Origin of the sequence: Dactylosporangium cerinum (genome assembly GCF_042653625.1) — a bacterium.
In the GTDB taxonomy this organism is placed as follows: Bacteria; Actinomycetota; Actinomycetes; order Mycobacteriales; family Micromonosporaceae; genus Dactylosporangium; species Dactylosporangium cerinum.
On record NZ_JBHSIU010000065.1, the window covers coordinates 1 to 19228 of the forward strand.

General features: G+C 72.6%; 15 protein-coding genes. All 15 read left to right on the forward strand.

All coding sequences use genetic code 11. The features are described from left to right. Positions 1–289 precede the first annotated feature (289 nt). The 15 genes from ACFPIJ_RS42120 to ACFPIJ_RS42190 all read left to right on the forward strand — a co-directional run bounded on the left by ACFPIJ_RS42120 (position 290) and on the right by ACFPIJ_RS42190 (position 19167). Positions 290–2704 (forward strand): type IV secretory system conjugative DNA transfer family protein, encoded by a 2415-nt coding sequence (locus tag ACFPIJ_RS42120; RefSeq protein ID WP_380124347.1) that lies wholly within the window; start codon positions 290–292, stop codon positions 2702–2704. 417 nt (positions 2705–3121) lie between these two features. Then, positions 3122–4006: a replication-relaxation family protein gene (locus ACFPIJ_RS42125; RefSeq protein WP_380124281.1), complete on the forward strand. Its 885-nt coding sequence runs from the start codon at positions 3122–3124 to the stop codon at positions 4004–4006. Positions 4007–4607: 601 nt separating this feature from the next. Beyond that, the gene (locus tag ACFPIJ_RS42130) at positions 4608–5354 is read left to right on the forward strand and encodes a hypothetical protein (protein WP_380124283.1); all 747 of its coding nucleotides are present in this window, start codon (positions 4608–4610) and stop codon (positions 5352–5354) included. Positions 5355–5514: 160 nt separating this feature from the next. After that, positions 5515–6048, forward strand: coding sequence for a hypothetical protein (locus tag ACFPIJ_RS42135; protein ID WP_380124285.1), 534 nt, complete (start codon positions 5515–5517; stop codon positions 6046–6048). 460 nt (positions 6049–6508) lie between these two features. After that, positions 6509–6874 (forward strand): histone-like nucleoid-structuring protein Lsr2, encoded by a 366-nt coding sequence (locus tag ACFPIJ_RS42140; protein WP_380124287.1) that lies wholly within the window; start codon positions 6509–6511, stop codon positions 6872–6874. Positions 6875–7049: 175 nt separating this feature from the next. After that, on the forward strand, positions 7050–8144 hold the full coding sequence (locus ACFPIJ_RS42145; RefSeq protein WP_380124289.1) for a winged helix-turn-helix domain-containing protein: 1095 nt from the start codon (positions 7050–7052) through the stop codon (positions 8142–8144). A 93-nt stretch (positions 8145–8237) separates the two neighbouring features. After that, on the forward strand, positions 8238–8894 hold the full coding sequence (locus ACFPIJ_RS42150) for a GGDEF domain-containing protein (protein WP_380124291.1): 657 nt from the start codon (positions 8238–8240) through the stop codon (positions 8892–8894). Between the two features lie 536 nt (positions 8895–9430). Beyond that, the gene (locus ACFPIJ_RS42155) at positions 9431–11533 is read left to right on the forward strand and encodes an ATP-binding protein (protein ID WP_380124294.1); all 2103 of its coding nucleotides are present in this window, start codon (positions 9431–9433) and stop codon (positions 11531–11533) included. 303 nt (positions 11534–11836) lie between these two features. Then, the gene (locus ACFPIJ_RS42160) at positions 11837–13672 is read left to right on the forward strand and encodes a DUF4314 domain-containing protein (RefSeq protein ID WP_380124296.1); all 1836 of its coding nucleotides are present in this window, start codon (positions 11837–11839) and stop codon (positions 13670–13672) included. 154 nt (positions 13673–13826) lie between these two features. After that, a complete protein-coding gene (locus tag ACFPIJ_RS42165; protein ID WP_380124298.1) occupies positions 13827–14621 on the forward strand; it encodes a hypothetical protein in 795 nt (264 codons plus the stop codon). Between the two features lie 280 nt (positions 14622–14901). After that, positions 14902–15993 carry a M23 family metallopeptidase gene (locus tag ACFPIJ_RS42170; RefSeq protein ID WP_380124301.1) on the forward strand — a complete coding sequence of 364 codons (1092 nt, stop codon included), beginning with the start codon at positions 14902–14904 and terminating at the stop codon, positions 15991–15993. A 173-nt stretch (positions 15994–16166) separates the two neighbouring features. Continuing rightward, the gene (locus ACFPIJ_RS42175; protein WP_380124303.1) at positions 16167–16847 is read left to right on the forward strand and encodes a hypothetical protein; all 681 of its coding nucleotides are present in this window, start codon (positions 16167–16169) and stop codon (positions 16845–16847) included. A 73-nt stretch (positions 16848–16920) separates the two neighbouring features. After that, positions 16921–18138, forward strand: coding sequence for a hypothetical protein (locus ACFPIJ_RS42180; protein WP_380124305.1), 1218 nt, complete (start codon positions 16921–16923; stop codon positions 18136–18138). Between the two features lie 133 nt (positions 18139–18271). Further along, entirely contained in the window at positions 18272–18712 is a 441-nt protein-coding gene (locus ACFPIJ_RS42185) for a hypothetical protein (protein ID WP_380124308.1), read from the forward strand. Next, positions 18709–19167, forward strand: coding sequence for a hypothetical protein (locus ACFPIJ_RS42190; RefSeq protein WP_380124309.1), 459 nt, complete (start codon positions 18709–18711; stop codon positions 19165–19167). Before ACFPIJ_RS42185 ends, ACFPIJ_RS42190 begins: the two co-directional genes overlap by 4 nt. Positions 19168–19228: the final 61 nt, after the last annotated feature.

The following is a 19228-nucleotide window of genomic DNA, read 5'->3' on the forward strand; positions in this document are numbered from 1 at the left end:
GGCCAGCAGCAACGACAACGGAACCAACCACGAGTTCAAAGGAACTTCGTGCAGTTCAGGTAACGAAACCCGCGGACCTGCTCGACCTGGAGGACCTTGACGACGAGGAGGACCCGCTGTGAGCACCCTCCCCGCCGTCGCGTCGGCGGCCCACGCACTGGCACCACCCGGCCATCCGCCACCCGACCTGCTGTTCCTCGCTCCGCCGTCACCGGCGTCCAGCCCTTCCGGGCCGGGCGCTGGTTTCGTTTCACCTCCTGCACCGGTGGCGGCGTGGCTGCTCAACGCCATGCACTGGGCCGCCGCACGGCCGTGGCTGCCCGCCATCGCCATCGCCGTCCTCGTCGCCTGGGTGGCCGGACGGAACCTCCTAGCCGGGTGGCGGCACACCCGTCACGCCGCCGGCGCCCGAATGGTCACCATCGCCCCACCGCCGGAGGTCGACGAACACGCGGCGGCGGCGCTGTGGGCGAACCTGCACGGCGTACTCACCCCGTCCCGCAAGCGGCGGCTGCTGTACGGGTCGCCGCACGTGGTGTGGCAGTACACGTGGACCGGCCGGCAACTGCGGATCACGGTGTGGGTTCCCGGCACCGTCCCGCCCGGCGCCGTCGAAGCCGCGATCCGCGCCGCCTGGCCCGGCGCCGCCACCACCACCGACCCGAACGCCGCACCGCCCATCCCCCTCGCCGCGGGCCCGGCAACCGGCGGGCACCTGCTGCCCCAGGCCGCCGAATGGCTGCCGTACAACACCGACTTCGACGCCGACCCGCTCCGCGCGCTCATGGCCGCCGGCGCGCAACTGCGCCCCGGCGAGCACGCCTGCGTGCAGATCCTCACCCGGCCAGCGCCGCCGCGGCGCACGGCGAGAGCCAGACGGGCCGCCGGGAGGCTGCGCGACGGCAAGACCGCCGTCCCCGCGCTCAACCCGGCCGCGCCCTTGCTGTGGCTGCTCGAAGCGTTCCAGGCTGGGACGTCCGCCCGGCGCGGCAGCACCGCGAACCAGGCCAGCCGCCGGGACCCCGGCGTCGACCGTGACGTCCGCGCGATCCTGGACAAGACCGCTACGCCGCTGTGGACCGTCGGTATCCGCTACGGCCTCGCCAGCACCAGCGAACGCGGCAGAGCCTCACCGCAGGACCGGCTGCGAGGGATCGCCGACGCGGTCGCGAGCTCGTTCGCCATGTACGCCGCCCGCAACCGCCTCACCCACCGGGCCGGCATGTCGCAACCGGTGACGGTCCTGGCCGGTCGGCGGCTCGGCGCCGGGTTCCTCGTCAACACCGACGAGCTCGCCGTCCTCGCCGCGCTGCCCCGCGACCTCGCCGTACCCGGCCTCGACCGCGCACACGCCAAACCGATGCCGGCGCCGGTCGCGGTGCCCGGCGGCGGCCGCGGAATCAAGGTCCTCGGCGACGCCGAGGTCGGCGGCCACAGCGTCGGCCTGTCCGTGCCGGACAGCCGCTACCATCTGCACGTCGTCGGCTCCACCGGCTCCGGCAAGACCACCCTGCTGGTCAACATGGCCGTGGATGAGATCAAAGCCGGCCGCGGCACCGTCGTCATCGACCCGCACGGCGACATGATCACCGACATCCTCGACCGGCTCCCCACTTCCGTCGCCGACCGCCTCGTCATCTACGACCCCGACCAGCCCAACCCGCCGTGCCTCAACCCCCTCCAGGGCGATGACCCGGACCTCGTCGTCGACAACCTGGTCAGCATCTTCAGCAACATCTTCGCCAAGGCGTGGGGGCCCCGCATGGACGACGTCATGCGCGTCGCCTGCCTGACCCTGCTCCGGCACGCGAACGTGACCCTGCAGCACATCCCGCCCCTGCTGAACTCGGCGAAGTTCCGGTCGGCGATGACCGTCGACCTCGACGACCCGGCCGGGCTGTCCGGGTTCTGGCAGTGGTACGACGAACTCAACCCGGCGCTGCGCTCCCAGGTCATCGGCCCCGTCCTCGCCCGCCTCAGAGCATTCCTGCTGCGCGACTTCGTGAAGAAGACCATGCGGTTCCCGAAGTCGAGCTTCGACATGGGCAAGGTGCTCAACGGCGGCGCGCTGCTCGTGCGCATCCCGAAAGGGCAGCTGGGCGAGGACACCACCCGACTCCTCGGATCCCTCGTCCTGGCCCAGGTATGGCAGGCCGCCACCGCCCGCGCCACCGTCGCGCCTGACAGGCGCCGCGACGCCACACTCATCATCGACGAGGCGCAGAACTTCCTCACCCTCGCCAACAGCCTCGACACGATGCTTGCCGAAGCCCGCAAGTACCGGCTTTCGTTGGTCCTGGCCCACCAGGACCTCGCCCAGTTCCCGAAAGACCTCCTCGCCGCCGCGTCGTCCAACGCCAGAAACAAGATCTACTTCACGGTGGCGCCGGAGGACGCCCGGGTCCTCGGCCGGCACACCCTGCCCGAACTCGACGAGCACGACCTGGCCCACCTCGACGCGTACACCGCCGCCGCCCGCCTCGTCGTCAACGGCCGGCAGACCCCCGCGTTCACGATGCGCACACGGCCGCCCAAGCCCGCCATCGGCGAAGCCCTCGCCATCCGGCAGACCGCCGCCACAGCGGTGCCCGAACAGGACACCAGCGCCATCGACGCGCTCGTCGAGCGGCTGTCCCAGCCCCGGCAACCCGACGGAAAGCCCACCGACAGCCGCCGAGACCGGCCGCGGCAGCCCAGACCCTGAACCGCCCCCGCCCGCACCGGGCACCTGCCGCCGTCCGGCGCCGCACCGCCTCCCCGGCCACGCCGGCAGCGGATGGACGCGCCCCCGCTGTCAGCGATGCCGCCGAGGTGGTCGTCCACCCGGTCGCGGTGGGGGACGGTCACACGCTCCGCCACGACCCCGCCATCGCATGCCTGACCTGCGCTGTCAGTGCAGTACGTGCGCCTGACAGCGCCCGGCCCGGCCGCCCCTGCCCGCCAGACACCCTCGCAAACGAGGGATCCCTTCCCGCCCGGGAGCTCAGTACCCATGTCACTCGAATCCGCTTCGCTCCGCCCCGCTGCTCCTCGTCCCGCCTCGTCCGGATCCCCTCCCGGTCCCGGTCGCTCCAACGCTGCCGGCCCCGCCGGGTCAGACCGACCCGGCGGGGCCGACGACGTGCGCGCCGATGCCCGTGCCGGGCGTGCTGATCCGCTCGCCGTGTTCCGGCGCATCGTGCCGCGCGACCGTGCCCTGCTCGCGCTGCTCGCCGAGCACTACCTGCTGTCGAGCACACAGATCGCGGCGGCGTTCTTCGACAGCCGCCGCATCGCGCAGCGGCGCCTGACCGTGCTGCACCGGCTCGGCGCGGTGCACCGCTTCGCCTACCCCAACGCCGCGAACACCGCCGTGCCGTATTTGTACACGCTCGGCCCGGTCGGCTTGCAGCTGCACCCGGACGCCTACCACGACCCGGACGGCCGCCACGCGAAGACGCCACGCACCTCCCTGGAACGGGCCCGGCGCATCGCTGCCAGCGCCACCGCAACGCACCTGCTCGGCGTCAACCAGTTCTTCATCGACCTGATCGCCGCCACCCGCCTACCCAACACCGCCGGAGCGCAGCTGGTGCGGTGGTGGTCCGAGCAGCACGCCACCGACGTCTACGCCCAGTCCGGCATCCGCCCCGACGGGCACGGCATCTGGCACGCCCACGAGCACACCGTCGGGTTCTTCCTCGAGCACGACCGCGGCACCGAGGACCTGCCGCGCGTGGTGGCGAAGCTGCGCGCCTACGCCCGGCTCACCGAGTTCGGGCCCCGCTACCCGGTGCTGCTGTGGCTGCCCACCCCGCAGCGGGAAGCCAACATCCTGCGGCTGCTCGCCGGGGTGCACACCCCGATGCCCGTCGCCACCGCCGTGCACGGCCCCGACCCAGCCGGGCGGGTATGGACCCTCGCCACCGACCTGCCGGCGAGCCCCGGACGCCGCCGGCGGCTGCACGAACTACCGTCCGACCACGGCCCGCGCTCCGGCACCAACCCCGGCCACTACGACGACTGAACAGCGACGACTCCAGCGACGACGGACCGGCGCTGCGGCGCCCACCCCTGCGGTCATCCAACCGCCTTGGCGCCGTACCCGCTCACCGCGCAGGTCAACGCCGCGCTGCCACCGGCCGGTACACAGCCACTGCGGTGACTGTCCCGGTGCAAGATCGTTTGTGAGCGTGGTGCCGTCTCACCACGACACCACGCACGACGCGGCCCGCACCGCACAACCGCTCACAGCGCAGGTCATGACCGCTTTCCGTCGACCAGCGCGACGGCCAGGTCTGTGAGCGACGGCCGCTACCGTTCACGGCACTACATCCCACCTCATATATTTCTCCACCCGGTTCGGTCCCACCTCGGGCCACCCGCCGCACCACCAGGTGCCCGCCACCCACCCGCCCTCGGGCCGGTCGGTACCCGCACCCGCGCGGCGACCCTCAGGTCGCACCAGCCAACCAGCACAACCCCAGCACCTCCCCAGCCCACGCCAGGCGCCGCACTCAAGCGCCAGCCAACCCCCAGCACCCGTTCCAGCACCCGACCCACGAACCCGGTGGGCCGGTCCTTGCTGCGCGCCCGCACGGCGCCCAAAACCCTGCAGGAGGCCCCTCATGTCCAAGAAGCACCGCACCACGTCCACGACGTCATCGACGAGCACGAACCACGGCGCCAATCGCGCTGCGACGCTGACCCCGACGGTCCGCATCATGATCGTCGCTGTGCCGGACGAGCTGCCCGGTGAGGCGCTCACCAACCGCGCGCTCGACCAGCACTTCAACGTGCAGGGCACCCTCACCCACCGCTTCTGGGCCATCCCCAGCATGTGGGTGTGGCAGCGCAGCCAGCTGGTCGACCCCCGCAAGGGTCACCCTGTCTACTGCGCCGGAGGACCCGCCCGGCTGCTCAACCTCGACGGCATGCGCCACGCCGTCGGTGTCGGCGCAGCAGTCCGCTACCAGCTGTGGTCACGGGTCGTGCACGGCACCCGCCCTGCCACCCCGTGGACCCAGTTCCTGGTCCGGCACCTCGCCGACCCCGACAAGCTCCCGCGCGACGCCGCGATCGCGGCGTACAACGCGCAGCCGCGCGTCAACGCGATCCGGATGCACAACGCCGTCACCTACGGCGCCGGTCGTCTCAACCTGCGCGAGCTGGAGATGTTCCAAGCCGGCTGCATCGCGTACCAGCACTACAGCGCCTCCACTGCGCTGGCCGGTGACACCGTGCTCACCGCCGAGGGACACCGCTTCGCTCCCGCGAGCGACGCCTTCGCCGACCGGGTGACGTTCCTGGAGCAGACCAACCGCTACTTCGGCTGCATCGACGCCGACCAGCGGCTGCTCGCCGTCGCCGTCTGACACCACAACCGGAACCGGTCGGGCCAGCCACGCACCGCATCCCTGCATCCGGGGGACGCAACGCGTGCACTGCCCGACCGGCCTACCACCTCGGCCGGCACAGGCCAGCGGTGCCGCCGGCCGGATCCGCACAAACGACAGAACAAACGAGGGAGTAGCCATGCCCGTACACCTGTACTTCGAGCTCGAGGCAGTGCTCGAGCACGCCCGGTTCGCCGTCCTCGCCGACTACAACCTGAGGACTGAGCAGGAGGCCGCCACCGACGTCGCCGCCCGCCCCGCGCTGTGGTACTTCCGAGAAGGAGGACAGGTACACCTCCACGGCAACGGATTCATGCGGCACCACCTGCAATCCCGCAGCCCAGCCGACGTCTCTGCGCAATCGCACGCCGCGCTCACCACACCGGCCGTACGCCCCCCGGACCGCAGTCACGCCGCAGTACTGCCACTCCTGAACCCGGATGGGCCGTCGCTGATCGATGACCTGTACCGGGGTCTCGCCGCAGGAATGCAACTGGCCGTGCTCAACCCGGCCACACTCCATCTGGGCGTCGGCCGCCGCCGTATCCGCAGCGTCGCCACACCAACCGGCCCGCACCTCGCGACCCTGGGCGGACGGCCACGCCTTTCGACGCAACCGCTGCCCTACGGCAGCAACAGCAGCAGCCTGCCGATGCTGCGGCGGGTGTCCTGACTCCACCAGTACGAACCGACCGAACCGGTGACCTGCCTCAAGCAGGCGAACACCTACCTCGCCTACAACGACGAGGAGCAGCAACTGCTTGCCGTCGCCGTCTGACACCACAACCAGAACCGGTCGGGCCAGCCACGCACCGCATCCCTGTACCCAGGGGACGCAACGCCTGTGCTGCCCGACCGGCTCCACCCCAGGCCGCCTGCACGGCCGCTGCGGAAACACGCCAGCACATCGGGCGGTCCACCCCGATGTGCCGCACGCACGTCCGCAAGCCCCCGCACCGGATGACCTGCCCATGCACACCCGGCTGTGCACGGACTGACAGCACCCACTCGCCGGGCACACCACCGGCCCCGTCCGCTCACCGCATCCGCCGGCACTCACCGTGTGTCCCGGCGGGCCGAGCGACGCACCGGTGCTCATCACTGCATCCCTATCTCCAAGGAGGCCAAGCACCATGGCGAAACTGATCCGCACCGTCGTCACCGACGACCTTGACGCAAGCACCGACGGCGTCGGCACCTACCGCTTCGCCCTCGAAGGCGTCGACTACGAGATCGACCTGTCCGAGGCCAACCTGGCAACGCTCCGCGGCGCCCTCGCCCCATTCGTCGCCGCCGGCCGGCGCCTGCCCAAGCAGCAGCGCCCGCTCACCCGCAGCTACGCCGCTACCGGCGACGCGGAAGCCGTGCGTTCCTGGTGGGCGACCAACTCGGACCGCAAAGACCTGCCCGAGTACCGAGGCCGCGGCGCCATCCCGCACGCGGTCCGGGTCGCCTTCGCCGCCGCACCGCGCACAAACCCGCGTGCCGGGTCCCGCTGAACCCCCGCCCACCTTGCCCCCGGCCGGTCCGCGCCTGCGTGGACCGGCCGTCATCGCTGTCTCCGGCGACCCGCCGAGGTCAGTCGAACGACTTGCTTTCGGTGCGCCGACCAAGCGTGCATCAGTGCACGCCTCACCACGAAACCCTGCCAGCGCAGGGAGAAAGGGGCCTGACATGCCCGAACGCACCGCCTTCGACACCATCGACACCGCCATGGTGGTCAACTCGGAGACCACCAGCGAGACCACCACGGCCGGGACACCGCCGCTGGACGACAAATCGCAGCGGATCGTCCTCGCACTCGCCGAACTCGGCCCGCAGAGCGCCGGTAACCTCGCCACCCACCTCGGCATCGCCTATCCCACGGTCACCCCCAAGCTGCGCAAGCTCAACGCCGCCGGGGTCGCCGAATCCGCCAAGGCCGACAACCGTCAAACAGTGTGGAAGTTGACCGGCGACGGTCAGGCACTGGCCGTCGTCCTCGCGGCCCAAGCAAACGCCGCTGACGCGGAACCCGCCGGCGCAGCCGCGACCAGCACGTCGGCGGTGACGCCACCACCTGCTGACCTGGAACGGCACGCCGGTCAGGAGGTCGGCCAGCACACCCGCACCGAACTTGCGGCCGGCGCCGCAGTCACCGATGCACCGGACATGCCGACGCAGGACGCCGACCCGGACGGTGGTGAGAGGAGCGACCCCGACGACTCGGCAACCATCGCGCTCGACGCCGACGGCACCGAGCACGAACACGACCTGACGTCCACGGCGGACGACGTATTGGGCACCGCCGACGAGCTGACAGCCGCAGACCCGCAGCCCGCCACCGCCGATGGCCCAGACGCCCTCGCGGTAGGCGACACCGAAACGGCCACCAATCCTGGCACATCGAACAACAACACCGTCACGAGCGTGGGCGGCACGGGCGGCGAGGCGGCGACGGCATCGAGCGACAGCCCGCGTCCTGCGCGGCGGGCCGCGGGAGATTTGGACCGCAGCATCCTCAGGATTCTGCAGGCCCATCCGGAGCGGGTCTACAAGGTCGGCCAACTGTGCAAGCTGATCAACAACGCTGAGGAGGGGACCGGCCTGCCGAAGGCCAGCGGGGGAGCGGTCGTCCTCGCCGCGCAGCGCCTCGTCGCCCGCAGTCAGGCCGTCCTGGCGGTGGAGAAGCCGACCAGCTTCCAACTGCTCGCCGACCCGGCCAACCCGGCCAGTCCCGCTGCGGCGGCGACGGTCGCTGAGCCGACGTCGGTCACCGCATCCACCTGACCTGAGCCCGGATCGGATCGCCCGAGGGCGGGCGTCGGAAGTCGGACCTACCACGCCCACCCTCGGCGCTCCCCAACACCAGGAGCGTCCCCATTGTCCACTGCTCTCGAGTCCGTGCTCACCGCCGCCGGAGGTGTCCTCGCCGGTATCGCCGTGGTGGCCGTGCCGCTGCTGCGGCTGCGACACGCGCTGCAGCTCGCCCGCTACCAAGCCAGTCACGATGACACCACCGGCCTACCCAACCGACGGGCCCTGCTCACCGCCCTGCGCCGGTCCATCGTCGACGGCCGGCCGTTCGGGCTCATCCTGCTCGACCTCGACCAGTTCAAGGCCGTCAACGACACCTACGGCCACGAGGCCGGCAACGACCTGCTCACCGTGGTCGGGCAGCGCCTCACCGGGCTACCGACGCCGGTGCGGCTGGCCGCCCGGCTCTCCGGCGACGAATTCGCCGTCCTCGTGGACGGTGGCCCGGACGAGGTCCGCGTCGCCGCCTGGGACGCGGCGGCCGTTGTCGCATCCGAACCCGCAGTCCTCGACGGCGGCGTGCGGGTGACCGCTCGAGCCAGCGTCGGCTATACCACCAGCCGGCTCGGCGACACACCCCGCGACCTGCTGCGCGACGCCGACCAGGCCGTGTACCACGCCAAGACCCATGGCTGCGGCGTCAGCCGCTATCAGCCCACCAGCACCCCCGCCGCGGCGCCGCGCTGTCAAGACACCGGACAGCGCTGCCGCGACCACCGCTGACACGCCGGCAACCCCAGCCGGCCGCAATCACCGACGCCTGACGGGCGTCGCCGAACCCCAGACGACTCATCGACCGTCGGCCGTCCGGCGAGCGGCCGCCGCAACCACAGCCACCCCTTCCACCGCCTGACGACTTGACCTTCACGGAAAGTCGAGCGTCGATCTGAGATGTCGCCGTCCGGGCTCTGCGTGACACCGGGCTCCCAGGCCCCGCAGGGCCGGGCGGCGACCCATGCCGCCATCGGTCGACAGGCCGCCGCCCGCGCCCACACGGCCGGTGGCACGGATCCACCCGGCGGTACCACCGTGTTCCGCCCCGCCGGCAACGCGACGCGATGCCGTCGGCGCGCGGGTGGCGGCCGCACAGGACGCCGGCGACAGCCAGAAGGCCGCGTTCGCCCACTGACACGCGGGTCGACCGCCACCACCGCAACCACCGACGACGGCAGCGGCACACACAGCATCGCGGCCGAGCCGGCACGGCACCCACCTGCGCGTCGGCTACCCCGGCGCCGAGCACACGAAGGAGAACCAGAATGGACAACGGTGACCGCCCTGACCGGCACACCGAACCGTACGAGCACGACGGCAGCGCGGCCGCGTCCGATCCGGCCGTTGCCGACACGCTCGCCTACCCCATCTCCCCGGACTACGTGAAGTCGTGGACGCCGGTCCGCGCGCTGTGCGAACTCATCGCCAACGCCCTCGACGAGGACCGCGACGCCAAGGTCGGGTGGGCCAACGGGATCCTCACCATCACCGACGACGGTCCGGGCATTCCGGAGGAGGGCATGATCCTCGGCCACTCCACCAAGACCATGCAGCAGATCGGGCAGTTCGGCGAAGGCAAGAAACTCGCCTGCCTGGTCCTGGCCCGCAGCCCCGAGATCGGCGCGGTGCGCTGCGAGACGGTCGGCTACGGGTTCACCCCGACCGTCGAGCGGCGCCGGTTGCTCGAAGGGCTGATCCCGTCCCTGTCCGGGCAGGGCGCTGAAGTCCTCGTCTACCACCTGCGCGCCAACGACCGAACTCGCGGCACCGCCTTCACCGTCGCCTGCGCCCAGGAACTGGCGGAGGAGGCGATCGGACGGTTCCGGGCGCTCAGCGAACCCGGCTACCACCCACCCACGAACCCGGGCACCTGCGTGCTCACCGACACGCCAGGCCGGGTGTGGATCGGCGGCGTGCTGGTCTCCACCATGCCGGGCCTGCTCGGCTCGTACGACCTGCCGCTAGACGACAAGGGTCTGCAGAACCGCGACCGGACCGTGATCGAGGCCGGCGCACTCCGCGACGCGGTCCGCGCCATCCTCGCCGCCAGCGACGACCAGGCCGTCGTCGACCGGTTCGCCACCCACGTGCTCGCCGGCGGGAAGCTGCGCGAACCCGAGCAGTTCTTCCCGGCCGTCACCGCCGCCCGACCCCGCGCAGCGTGGCGGGCCTGGGCGCGGGCACACCTGCCGGCCAACGCGTTCTACGCCGGAACCCGCCAGGAAGAGGCGGTCCTGGACCTGCAGGACATGGACTACACCCCGGTCACGGCCAGCGGACTGCCCGGCTACCAGGAGCAGACCCTGATGGCCCTGCTCGGCGTCGAGGTCGCCCGCGTGCGCCAGCAGCGGCACTACGAACGCAACCACGACAAGACGACCTGGGTACCGGACCGGGACCTCACCACAGCCGAACGCGACCTGCTGAGCGCCGCACGGGCGCTGGTCGACCGGGTGATCGGACCGTTCGCGCTCGACCGGGTACGCGTCTACGGCAACAGCGAGGAATCCCCGTGTGCGGACGGGTTCTACACCCCGGGCACCGGCGACGTCGCCGTCCACCGCGATGTCCTCGCCGACCGGCACCGGACCCTGTCGGTCCTGTTTCACGAGGCGGCCCACCGAGTCAGGCACCGCGGCGGTGGCCGCTTCATCCCCAGCACGGACTACAGCGACCGCAGCCGCGGCTTCGAGCACATGCTCACCGAGTTCGGCGGTCTGCTGCTCGGGCTGCTGGCCGACCTCGCCGACGGCGGCGCCCTGCCCGAACCGGTCGCGCCGCCAACGCCAGGCAACCGGCGGCGGGTCCGGCTGACGGCCGCGGACGACCCGGCCGTGCCGGTCAGCCGCCGCGAACTGGCGCACCTGCTCACCGACCGGCTCCCGCACGCGCTGACCGCCGGCGGGTTCACCGACGAGCACGACATGGTCACCTCCACCGCGGTCCGGCCCGTGTACTGGAGCCTGCTGACCCGCCCGAGACCGGCCGGGTTCCGCCGCCAGCAGGGCGTGAGCACCGCCTGGGACTACGACAAGGTCGCCCTGCTGGCCGAAGCCGTCGGCGTCCACCCGCCCGTGGCGTGGCTTGCTTCCAACCTGTGCGAAGGGCCGCTGCACGGCCGCCGCCGCGACCAGTGGGGCCAGCCCGGCCGGTGGGCGAAGAAGGTCCGCGACCTCATCACCCGCGCCTGCGCCGACCTGGAGGCCATCGGCGGCGCCTACGCCGCACACGTTCCTGCCCTGCGCGCCCTCGCCGACGGCACGACCCCCGCCCCGACCGGCGACGACAGCTGGCAGGCCCCCGCACGCACCCTGATCACCCTGGAACGGCAACGCCTGCACCTCGACGGCGACAGCCAGTCCCACTGACCGCCCAAGCCCGCCCAAGCCCGCCCAAGCCCGACCGAGGCGACACCGCACCGCGATCACAGCCCGGGCAGTCCGCCGCCACCGTCGGGCGAACCGTCGCGGCACCACCGCTCGCATGACTGGGCCACCGCACCGACTGCCTGTCGAAGGCGAAACCCCGAGCTCGGCACCAGCCCCGCGCCACGCACCAACCGGTACGGGTGCTTCGCCGTGCCCCGCGTCGGCGATGCCGGCGCGGGCCGCCGAACCCCCCTTCCGTCCCCGGCGGCGAACAGCCACCAACCATCCACAGTGGAGGAACCAATGCAGTACGAATCAGGCCAGCGCGTCGCGCTGGTCCACACCAGCGACCCGCACACCGAACTACGCCCCGGCGACCAGGGCACCGTCCGCCGCTACAACGCCGAACAGCGACGCGTCGACGTCGCCTGGGACAACGGCTCGACCCTGTCGATGCTGCTCGACGACGGCGACGCCATCACTGCCGTCCCCACCACCAGCCCGGCCCTCCCCGCCAGCCCGGCCCTCCCCGCCAGCCCGGCCCTCCCCGCCAGCCCGGCCCTCCCCGCCAGCCCGGCCCTCCCCGCCAGCCCGGCCCTCCCCGCCAGCCCGGCCCTCCCCGCCGAGCCGGCCAGCCCTGCCGCCGACGACGTCGCGTGGACGGACCTCCTCGACGCGCTGCATGCCGCCGGCACCGCCGACGGGACGGCCGCCGCCGAGTGGTGGCTACAGGACACGATCGGCGGGCGCGCCAGCGGCGACACCGCCGCGACGGCCCGACGGATCCTCGACGGCATCGACGACGAGGACCCCGCCGTCCTGGACACCCTGCCGGCTGCCGACGCCGACCGGTCCGACAGCACGACCACCCAGTACTACGCGGTCGCGGGGGACGGCCACGCCACACACCTGACCCGCGAGCAGGGGCGGCATGCCGTGGACGCCTACCGCGACGGGTACACCACGGCGGTCACCGACACGGTCGTCGCCGCGTGTCGTCGCCGGCTGCACCCGACCGGCGACGACCGGGACCTGTCCCACCTGCACCCCGACAACGTCACCTTCGGCAGCGTCGGAGTGTTCTCCGGCGACTGGAACGCCGCCGCCGCCGGCGCGCCGGTCCCACTGACCGCCGGCTACGTCGGCACCCTGACCGACCGGTGGAACGGCTGGGCCGTGTTCACCTGCACCAAGACGGTGGCGGAGGCGATCGTCGCCGACCAGCAGCAGGTCCGCAACGCCTACCGCGCCGACCTCGCCGCCGCCGGGGTGCCCGAGCCGGACCTGGACCGGCAGACCGGCGAGGCATACGCGCGGATGTGGTGGGACGGCGACGTCATCGTCGTGGACTCCACCGTCCAGCACGACGACCCCGAGGCGGTCGAGCGGATCACACCCGACAGCCGGGAACGGTACGTCGTGATGGGCGGATCCTGGTGCTGGGAGGCCGTCGACCCCTACGACTGCGCCCGCATCGTCGGGGAACTCCCCGATCCCGACGCGAGCCAGGAGTGGGTCCTGCTCACCCACGCCCCGTACACCACGCTCGCCCCGGCGCCGTACACGGTGACAGTCCTGGTCTCCCTCGGCGTCGGACGCGGCTACAGCGGTGAACTGTGCCACGACGGCGCACCGGTCGCCGCGGTCGTCGGTGCCGCCGCGTCCGCCGCCACCGAACCTGCCGGCGCCACACCCGCTGACCCGGCATCCACCGCCGCACCCGATGGCGCGGCGCCGATGGCGGTGCTCGCCGCGACCAGCGACCGGTTCGACCCCGAGGCGTGGCAGGCATATGTGGCGGCGGCCCGCTGCTGGGGTGCACCGATGACCGAAGCCGCCGTCCTGGACGCCCTCACCCTCGAGACCCTGCTCGGCCACGCCACCGACGACGCGATCACCGCCGGGGACACCGTCGTGCGGCTCCTCGACGACACCGGCACGATCTGCGACCTCGTGCGCGTCAGCCCGGCCCCGGCCACCCCGGGCGCGTTCCACGCCCTGCAGGCCCGGCTGCGTTCCATCCGGCCCGACCCGCGCGGCGTGGCCTGGCAGTACTGGAACGGCCGGGTCTGGCGGCACCTCGCCAACGCCGGCGTTGACCGGTCGCCCACGAGCAGCGAGACCACCCCCGCCGGCTGACCGGCGGGCCGACGGCCCCGTCTGACACACCCCGGCGACCAGCCGGACCGCCTATGACGACCGCGCCACCCGCCACCCCGGCGGTGGCGCGGTCGTCGCTGTGCCCGCGCCACCCATCGACCGTCACGTACCGATCCGCAGGAGGACGTCGTCCATGTCGTTCCACGACCACAGTGCGACCCGAACGCCCGCCACCTACCGCACGACCCGCCCGGCCACCTACCGCACCACCAGCCCCACCACGGAGGCGTCAGGCCCTTCCGTCGACAGCACCGCAGGTCCGTACGGCGCGCTGCCGCGCGTCGTCGCACCGAGGCCAGCCACGCCCGGCCAGGCGCCGCGGCATGCCCACCCCGCCCCGCAGGACACCGTTGGTAGCGCCGCTGCGCTGGCCGGTGACCTGCGCAGCGACCGGTGCTCTGCCGGGGCGCGGCGTACGGTTCGGGTCCACTACGTCGACAGCGACTGCCTGATCGGGGTGCGCGACCCGTACCGGCCCGACCTGCTGCGGGCCCGAGGCGTTGATGCCGGCGGTCACCCGCGCGTCATGCTGCCCGTCCTGCGCCGGCTCTTCACGGCCGCCGGCCGCGACAGCACCCGCCTCGCCACGCGGCTGCTCGCCTACGACTGGCTCTACCTCGACCCGGCCGTCCCTACCGCTGCGACGACGTCACGGACCGCCGCCGACGCCTCCACGCGTGGCCGTCACGACACCGGCGGTCCGCTGCAGCGCGGCACCGGCCGGCGGGTCATCGCAGGCGTCGGGATCACCCACGCCGCGACCGGACCGGACGGTGTCGCCGACGGCGACCCGGTCACCGTCGTGCCGCTGGCCCACCTCGGCCTCCTCGACACGGCGTGGCTGTACCTGCTCGACCCCGCCGGAGACAGCGTCACCGTCCACACCGGCGACGGCGGCCTCCTCAGCCGTCACCTTCTCGACGCCTGAACCGCCACCTCAATCCCGAAGCCGCGCGGCGCGGCGCCTCCCGAGCGCACCGGCCGGACCACAACCGCCGGCCAACCGCGTGCCGGGACGCTGCGCCGCGCCTGTCTGTCGGCCCTGCGCCCGTACCCGTGCCGTCACCGAAAGGACCGCCCTCGATGCACCGCCCTGCCAGCAATCTCCACCTCACCGGCCACAACCGGCCGCAAGCCCATGTGGGCACCGGCACCCGTTCCCGCGTCCGGCCGCGCACCGGCGGACCGCCGGCCGTCACGGGGCCGTCATGACCAGCCGGGTACTCGCCCTCGCCGCCGCGCTCGTCTGCGCGGTCCTGCTCGTCTGCGCCGGGCTGACCGGGGTCGTGTTCACCGGCGGCAGCGCCTCGGCCAGCTGCACCCCGATCCAGCCCGCGACCAGCCAGCCCGTCGGCCAACCGGCGCCATCGGCACCGAGCGGACCGTTCCCGGCGATCGGCCGGTGGGACGCCACTCAGGTCGGCAACGCCGCCACCATCATCTCCACCGGCGTCGCCCGCCGGCTCCCGGCCCGCGCCTGGGTGATCGCCGTCGCCACCGCCATGCAGGAATCCAGCCTGCGCAACATCAAGTACGGCGACCGGGACTCGGTCGGGCTGTTCCAGCAACGCCCCTCGCAAGGCTGGGGCACCGTCGAACAACTGATGGATACCGTCTACGCGGCCGGGAAGTTCTACGACAAGCTCGTCACGATCCCCCACTGGCAGACGCTGCCGCTGACCGAGGCGGCCCAGGCCGTACAGATCAGCGGCCTGCCCGACGCGTACGCGCAGTGGGAACCCGACGCGGTCACCATCGTGCAGACCCTCACCGGCCTGACCGGCGGCCTCGCCGCCTGCGGCATCATCATCAGTCCGGAAGGCTGGACGCAGCCGGTCAGAGCCAACCCGGGTTCCGGGTTCCGCACCGCGGACCGGCCGACCCACGACGGGGTCGACCTGATGGCCGCCCGCGGCACCCCGATCCATGCCGCCTCCGCCGGCACCGTCAGCCGGGTGCGGTGCAACGCCGCCGACGTCCGGGACGCCTCGGACTGGGGCTGCGACCGCGACGGCGACCCGAACCTCACCCGCGGCTGCGGCTGGTACGTCGACATCGAACATCCCGGCGGGATCGTCACCCGCTACTGCCACATGCTCACCCGCCCGATGGTCGCCGAAGGTCAACCCGTCGCCGTCGGTCAGGTCATCGGTGTCGTCGGCACGTCCGGCCACTCGTCCGGCCCGCACCTGCACTACGAAGTGCACCTCGCCACCGACGGTAGCCATGACCACAGCCCCGCCAGCGCGGTCGACCCGGTCTGGTGGCAAGCCGCCGTCGGTGCCCCGCTCGGCGCCTGAGCCCTGCAATCCCTTACCGGCCAAGCGTTCGCGTCACAGCGCCAGGACGACTTGGCCAAACGCGGCACGGCAAGCGTCGATCGACACGATCGGCTCGATCCGCCCTGCATCCCTACCCACTGGAGTCGCCGGTCCGGGTGCTGTCACACCCGGCCGGCAGGAAGGAGTACCCGTTGACCAACCACCACACCAGCGGTGCCCACGTCGAGGTTCGAGGTGGGCATCCGCCAGGTCTGCGCGCCGCCGTCACCGCCTCGCTGGCCCGCGTGGAGGCTCGACTCGACCGGCACGGCTGGGACCAGCCACCGGCCCTGATCGGCATCTTCCACCACCCGCGCCCGTACCCGACCCGCACCGTCACCTCGATCACCACCTTGACCTCCACTGTGGACACTGCGGCGGATCTGGTGGTCGAGGTCGACGCCGGTCTGGTCGCACCGGCGACCTGGCACCGCCCGCACCCGACCAACCCGGCGGTGAACCTGCACCCGGTCGACGTGCTGCTCGGGCTGCCGGCCGAACTCACCGGACCGGCGATGCGGGACTGGCTGCGCGACTGGTTGCACCACGACGGGCGGCGACTGGTCGGGTTCGGGTTCTGCTTCGAAGCATGGCAGGGCATGATCCGGCCCGGCTACCGCCACGGCGACCTCGCAGCCGCCCCCGCCACGCAGCGCACCGAGGTCCGCGCCGTCGCCGCGCTCGACACCGCCGGGCACGCCTGGCAGCTCATCCGCCGCCGCGACGCAACCCGGCCCGCCATCACCACCAGCGACAGCACCGGCCAGCACATCGCCGCAAGTCGAGTGCTGACAGCCCTGCGCCGCCTGAACCAGCTCGGCCACAGCCGGTGAACCGCACCATCCCGACTCTGTCCACGCCACAGCCGGCAGCAACCGGCGCGAACCTCGCAAGGAGAACCCGCTGATGTCCACATCCTGCCTGCTCGGCAGCTGTCACCCGGACGGCCGTTCCGCCACCGTCGTGGAGGTGTCCGCCGGCTACCCGCCGGAACAGATGCTGCCTGTCCTGCGCCGGGTCCACGCGGTGGCCTTCGACGGCGAGACGACGCTCATGACCCAACGGCTGCTGGCCCACGGCTGGCTGCAGCTCGACCTCGATCTGCCGACCGGCCCTACCGCCGAGGCGAGGTTCGCCGGCGTCCTCACCCACACCCCGCTCGGGCTGATCTACGCCGATCCGCCGGCACCGTTCCAGGTCCGGCTCGGCCAGCCGCTGCAGGCCGGTATGGCGCAGTGGCTGTATCTGCTCGACGAGCGTGACGACGCGGTGGTGGTGTACGAGGCGACCGTGCACGGCCGCTGGGCCCGGCACAGCCACCACCCGCTGCGCCTCACCCGCCCCGAACCGCTCCCCGCGGCCTTCGCCGCCGCCGGCGACGCCGCGACCGCGCACCGGCCGCACCGGTGGCGGCCGGCATGGGTGTCCCTGGACGGCTGGTCCAGCGCCTGGGACGGCCACATCTGCACCGTCGAGCACGCCCGCGGCGTCATCGTCGCCCGGCTCGACACCGACACCCTCGCCGGCGTCATCGCCGACACCGACGCCTGGTTCGCCCAGCGGCGGCCCGGCTCCGGGCTGCCGGTGCTGCACCTGGACGGCGGGCGGCTGACGGTCACCTGGTTCGCCGGCACCGGCCACCGCCAGCAGCACACGATCGACGCGGACAGCGACGGCCGGTTCATTCTCGGCCCGCACGTGCTGCCGTGGATCCTCGCCGGCGAAGGCGTCCCCGGCAGCGACCCGCGGCACCTGCGCAACGGCATCCCGCCGATCGTGGAGTGGGTCACCGAGGCGGGCCTGCACGCCTGCCACCCCACCCTGCGCCGCTACCCGCTGCCGGTCCTCGCCGCGGCGCTGCGCGCCCTCAGCGGTGGCCTCGGCGGCGGTACAGGCGGCGGCATCGGCATCCTCGCGCCGACCGACGGTGTCACCGGCCACCACGTGTGGCTGCTCACCGACAGCCACGCTCTGCTCGTCACCCCGACCAGCCACGACCCGGACGCCGGCACCGTCACCCTGCCCCGGCCTCTCGCGGGCAGCTGGACCCACGACCAGCCCGTGCCGGTGCTCACCGCCGAGCAGCTCGCCGCGTTCTGCGCCCGCCCGCACCCGGCCGCCTGAACCCCGAAGGCCATCGGAACCCCGACGCCGGGGTGCCGGGTCCCGGGGTCAACCCGGCAGCCGCCGGCGTCGCGAAATCCGCGTAGCCGGCAACGACCACCAACCACGTTCATAGACAAGGAGGAGTCCCGCAATGGGAACCCGAGCATTCGTCGGCCGCCGAGACGCGACCGACCCGACCGTGGCGCACCTCCGCTACGTGCACAGCGACGCCGTCCCCGAGTACATGGTGCCCACGCTGGTCGCCATCACGCAGGTCACGTTCGCCGGCGACAGCACCGCGACCGTCGCCGCGCTGCTGGCGCACACCTGGGCCTACCTCGGCGCCGACGTGACCGAAGAGGACACCTTCCTGGACGGCGACACGCCGGTTCCCGGCGTCGGCATGATCCTCGGCGCCGCCGAGACGCAGCCACCCACCACGCTGCCGGTGGCGCGACTGGCCGACCTGCCCGCGCAATGGGTCTACCTGATCGACCCGCACGCCGGCACCCTCACCGTGCTGTCCACCGACGACCCGGCCAACCCGGCCGCCATCTACACCTTCACCCACACCGCCGGAGGCCAGCGATGACCGGTCAGGATCCGGTGGACCCGGCCGAAACCGGCACCGCGCCTGCCATTCCGACGGACACCCCGCAGTCGTGCACCTGCCGGCAGCGAGCCGAGCGGGCCGAGGCCCGACTCGCCACCCACGAGGCCGCAGTCGCGCAGATCCGGCACAACGTGCGCGACGGCGTCGCCGCGGGCAACTTCGACCTCGACGTCACCAACGACCTGCTCACCGCGCTCGGGCTGGAGCCGCTGCGGCGGTACTGGACGGTGAACCTCGCCGTCGCACTGACCATCAGCGTCGCCGCCACCGACGGCGACGACGCGTTCACCACCGCACGGAACCTCGTCGAGCACCTGCTCGACCAAGCCGAGTTCGTCGACGACCACGACCTCAACGACGTCGACGAGGCCATCCCCGGCGGCCTGGCCGACGAACCAGACGCCCGGACGGCAGCCGACCCGCGCCGGGTCTGAACCGCCCCCACAGCACCGACCCGGGCCGATCTCCCGGCCCTCCGCGCGCTCGGCGATCCGC

What these genes read in the sequence shown, in the direction of transcription:
- ACFPIJ_RS42155 (WP_380124294.1), top strand. Translation starts at nt 9,431, where the DNA reads ATGGACAACGGTGACCGCCCTGACCGGCACACCGAACCGTACGAGCAC.
- ACFPIJ_RS42180 (WP_380124305.1), top strand. Translation starts at nt 16,921, where the DNA reads ATGTCCACATCCTGCCTGCTCGGCAGCTGTCACCCGGACGGCCGTTCC.
- ACFPIJ_RS42135 (WP_380124285.1), top strand. Translation starts at nt 5,515, where the DNA reads ATGCCCGTACACCTGTACTTCGAGCTCGAGGCAGTGCTCGAGCACGCC.
- ACFPIJ_RS42185 (WP_380124308.1), top strand. Translation starts at nt 18,272, where the DNA reads ATGGGAACCCGAGCATTCGTCGGCCGCCGAGACGCGACCGACCCGACC.
- ACFPIJ_RS42145 (WP_380124289.1), top strand. Translation starts at nt 7,050, where the DNA reads ATGCCCGAACGCACCGCCTTCGACACCATCGACACCGCCATGGTGGTC.
- ACFPIJ_RS42160 (WP_380124296.1), top strand. Translation starts at nt 11,837, where the DNA reads ATGCAGTACGAATCAGGCCAGCGCGTCGCGCTGGTCCACACCAGCGAC.
- ACFPIJ_RS42140 (WP_380124287.1), top strand. Translation starts at nt 6,509, where the DNA reads ATGGCGAAACTGATCCGCACCGTCGTCACCGACGACCTTGACGCAAGC.
- ACFPIJ_RS42120 (WP_380124347.1), top strand. Translation starts at nt 290, where the DNA reads ATGCACTGGGCCGCCGCACGGCCGTGGCTGCCCGCCATCGCCATCGCC.
- ACFPIJ_RS42165 (WP_380124298.1), top strand. Translation starts at nt 13,827, where the DNA reads ATGTCGTTCCACGACCACAGTGCGACCCGAACGCCCGCCACCTACCGC.
- ACFPIJ_RS42190 (WP_380124309.1), top strand. Translation starts at nt 18,709, where the DNA reads ATGACCGGTCAGGATCCGGTGGACCCGGCCGAAACCGGCACCGCGCCT.
- ACFPIJ_RS42130 (WP_380124283.1), top strand. Translation starts at nt 4,608, where the DNA reads ATGTCCAAGAAGCACCGCACCACGTCCACGACGTCATCGACGAGCACG.
- ACFPIJ_RS42170 (WP_380124301.1), top strand. Translation starts at nt 14,902, where the DNA reads ATGACCAGCCGGGTACTCGCCCTCGCCGCCGCGCTCGTCTGCGCGGTC.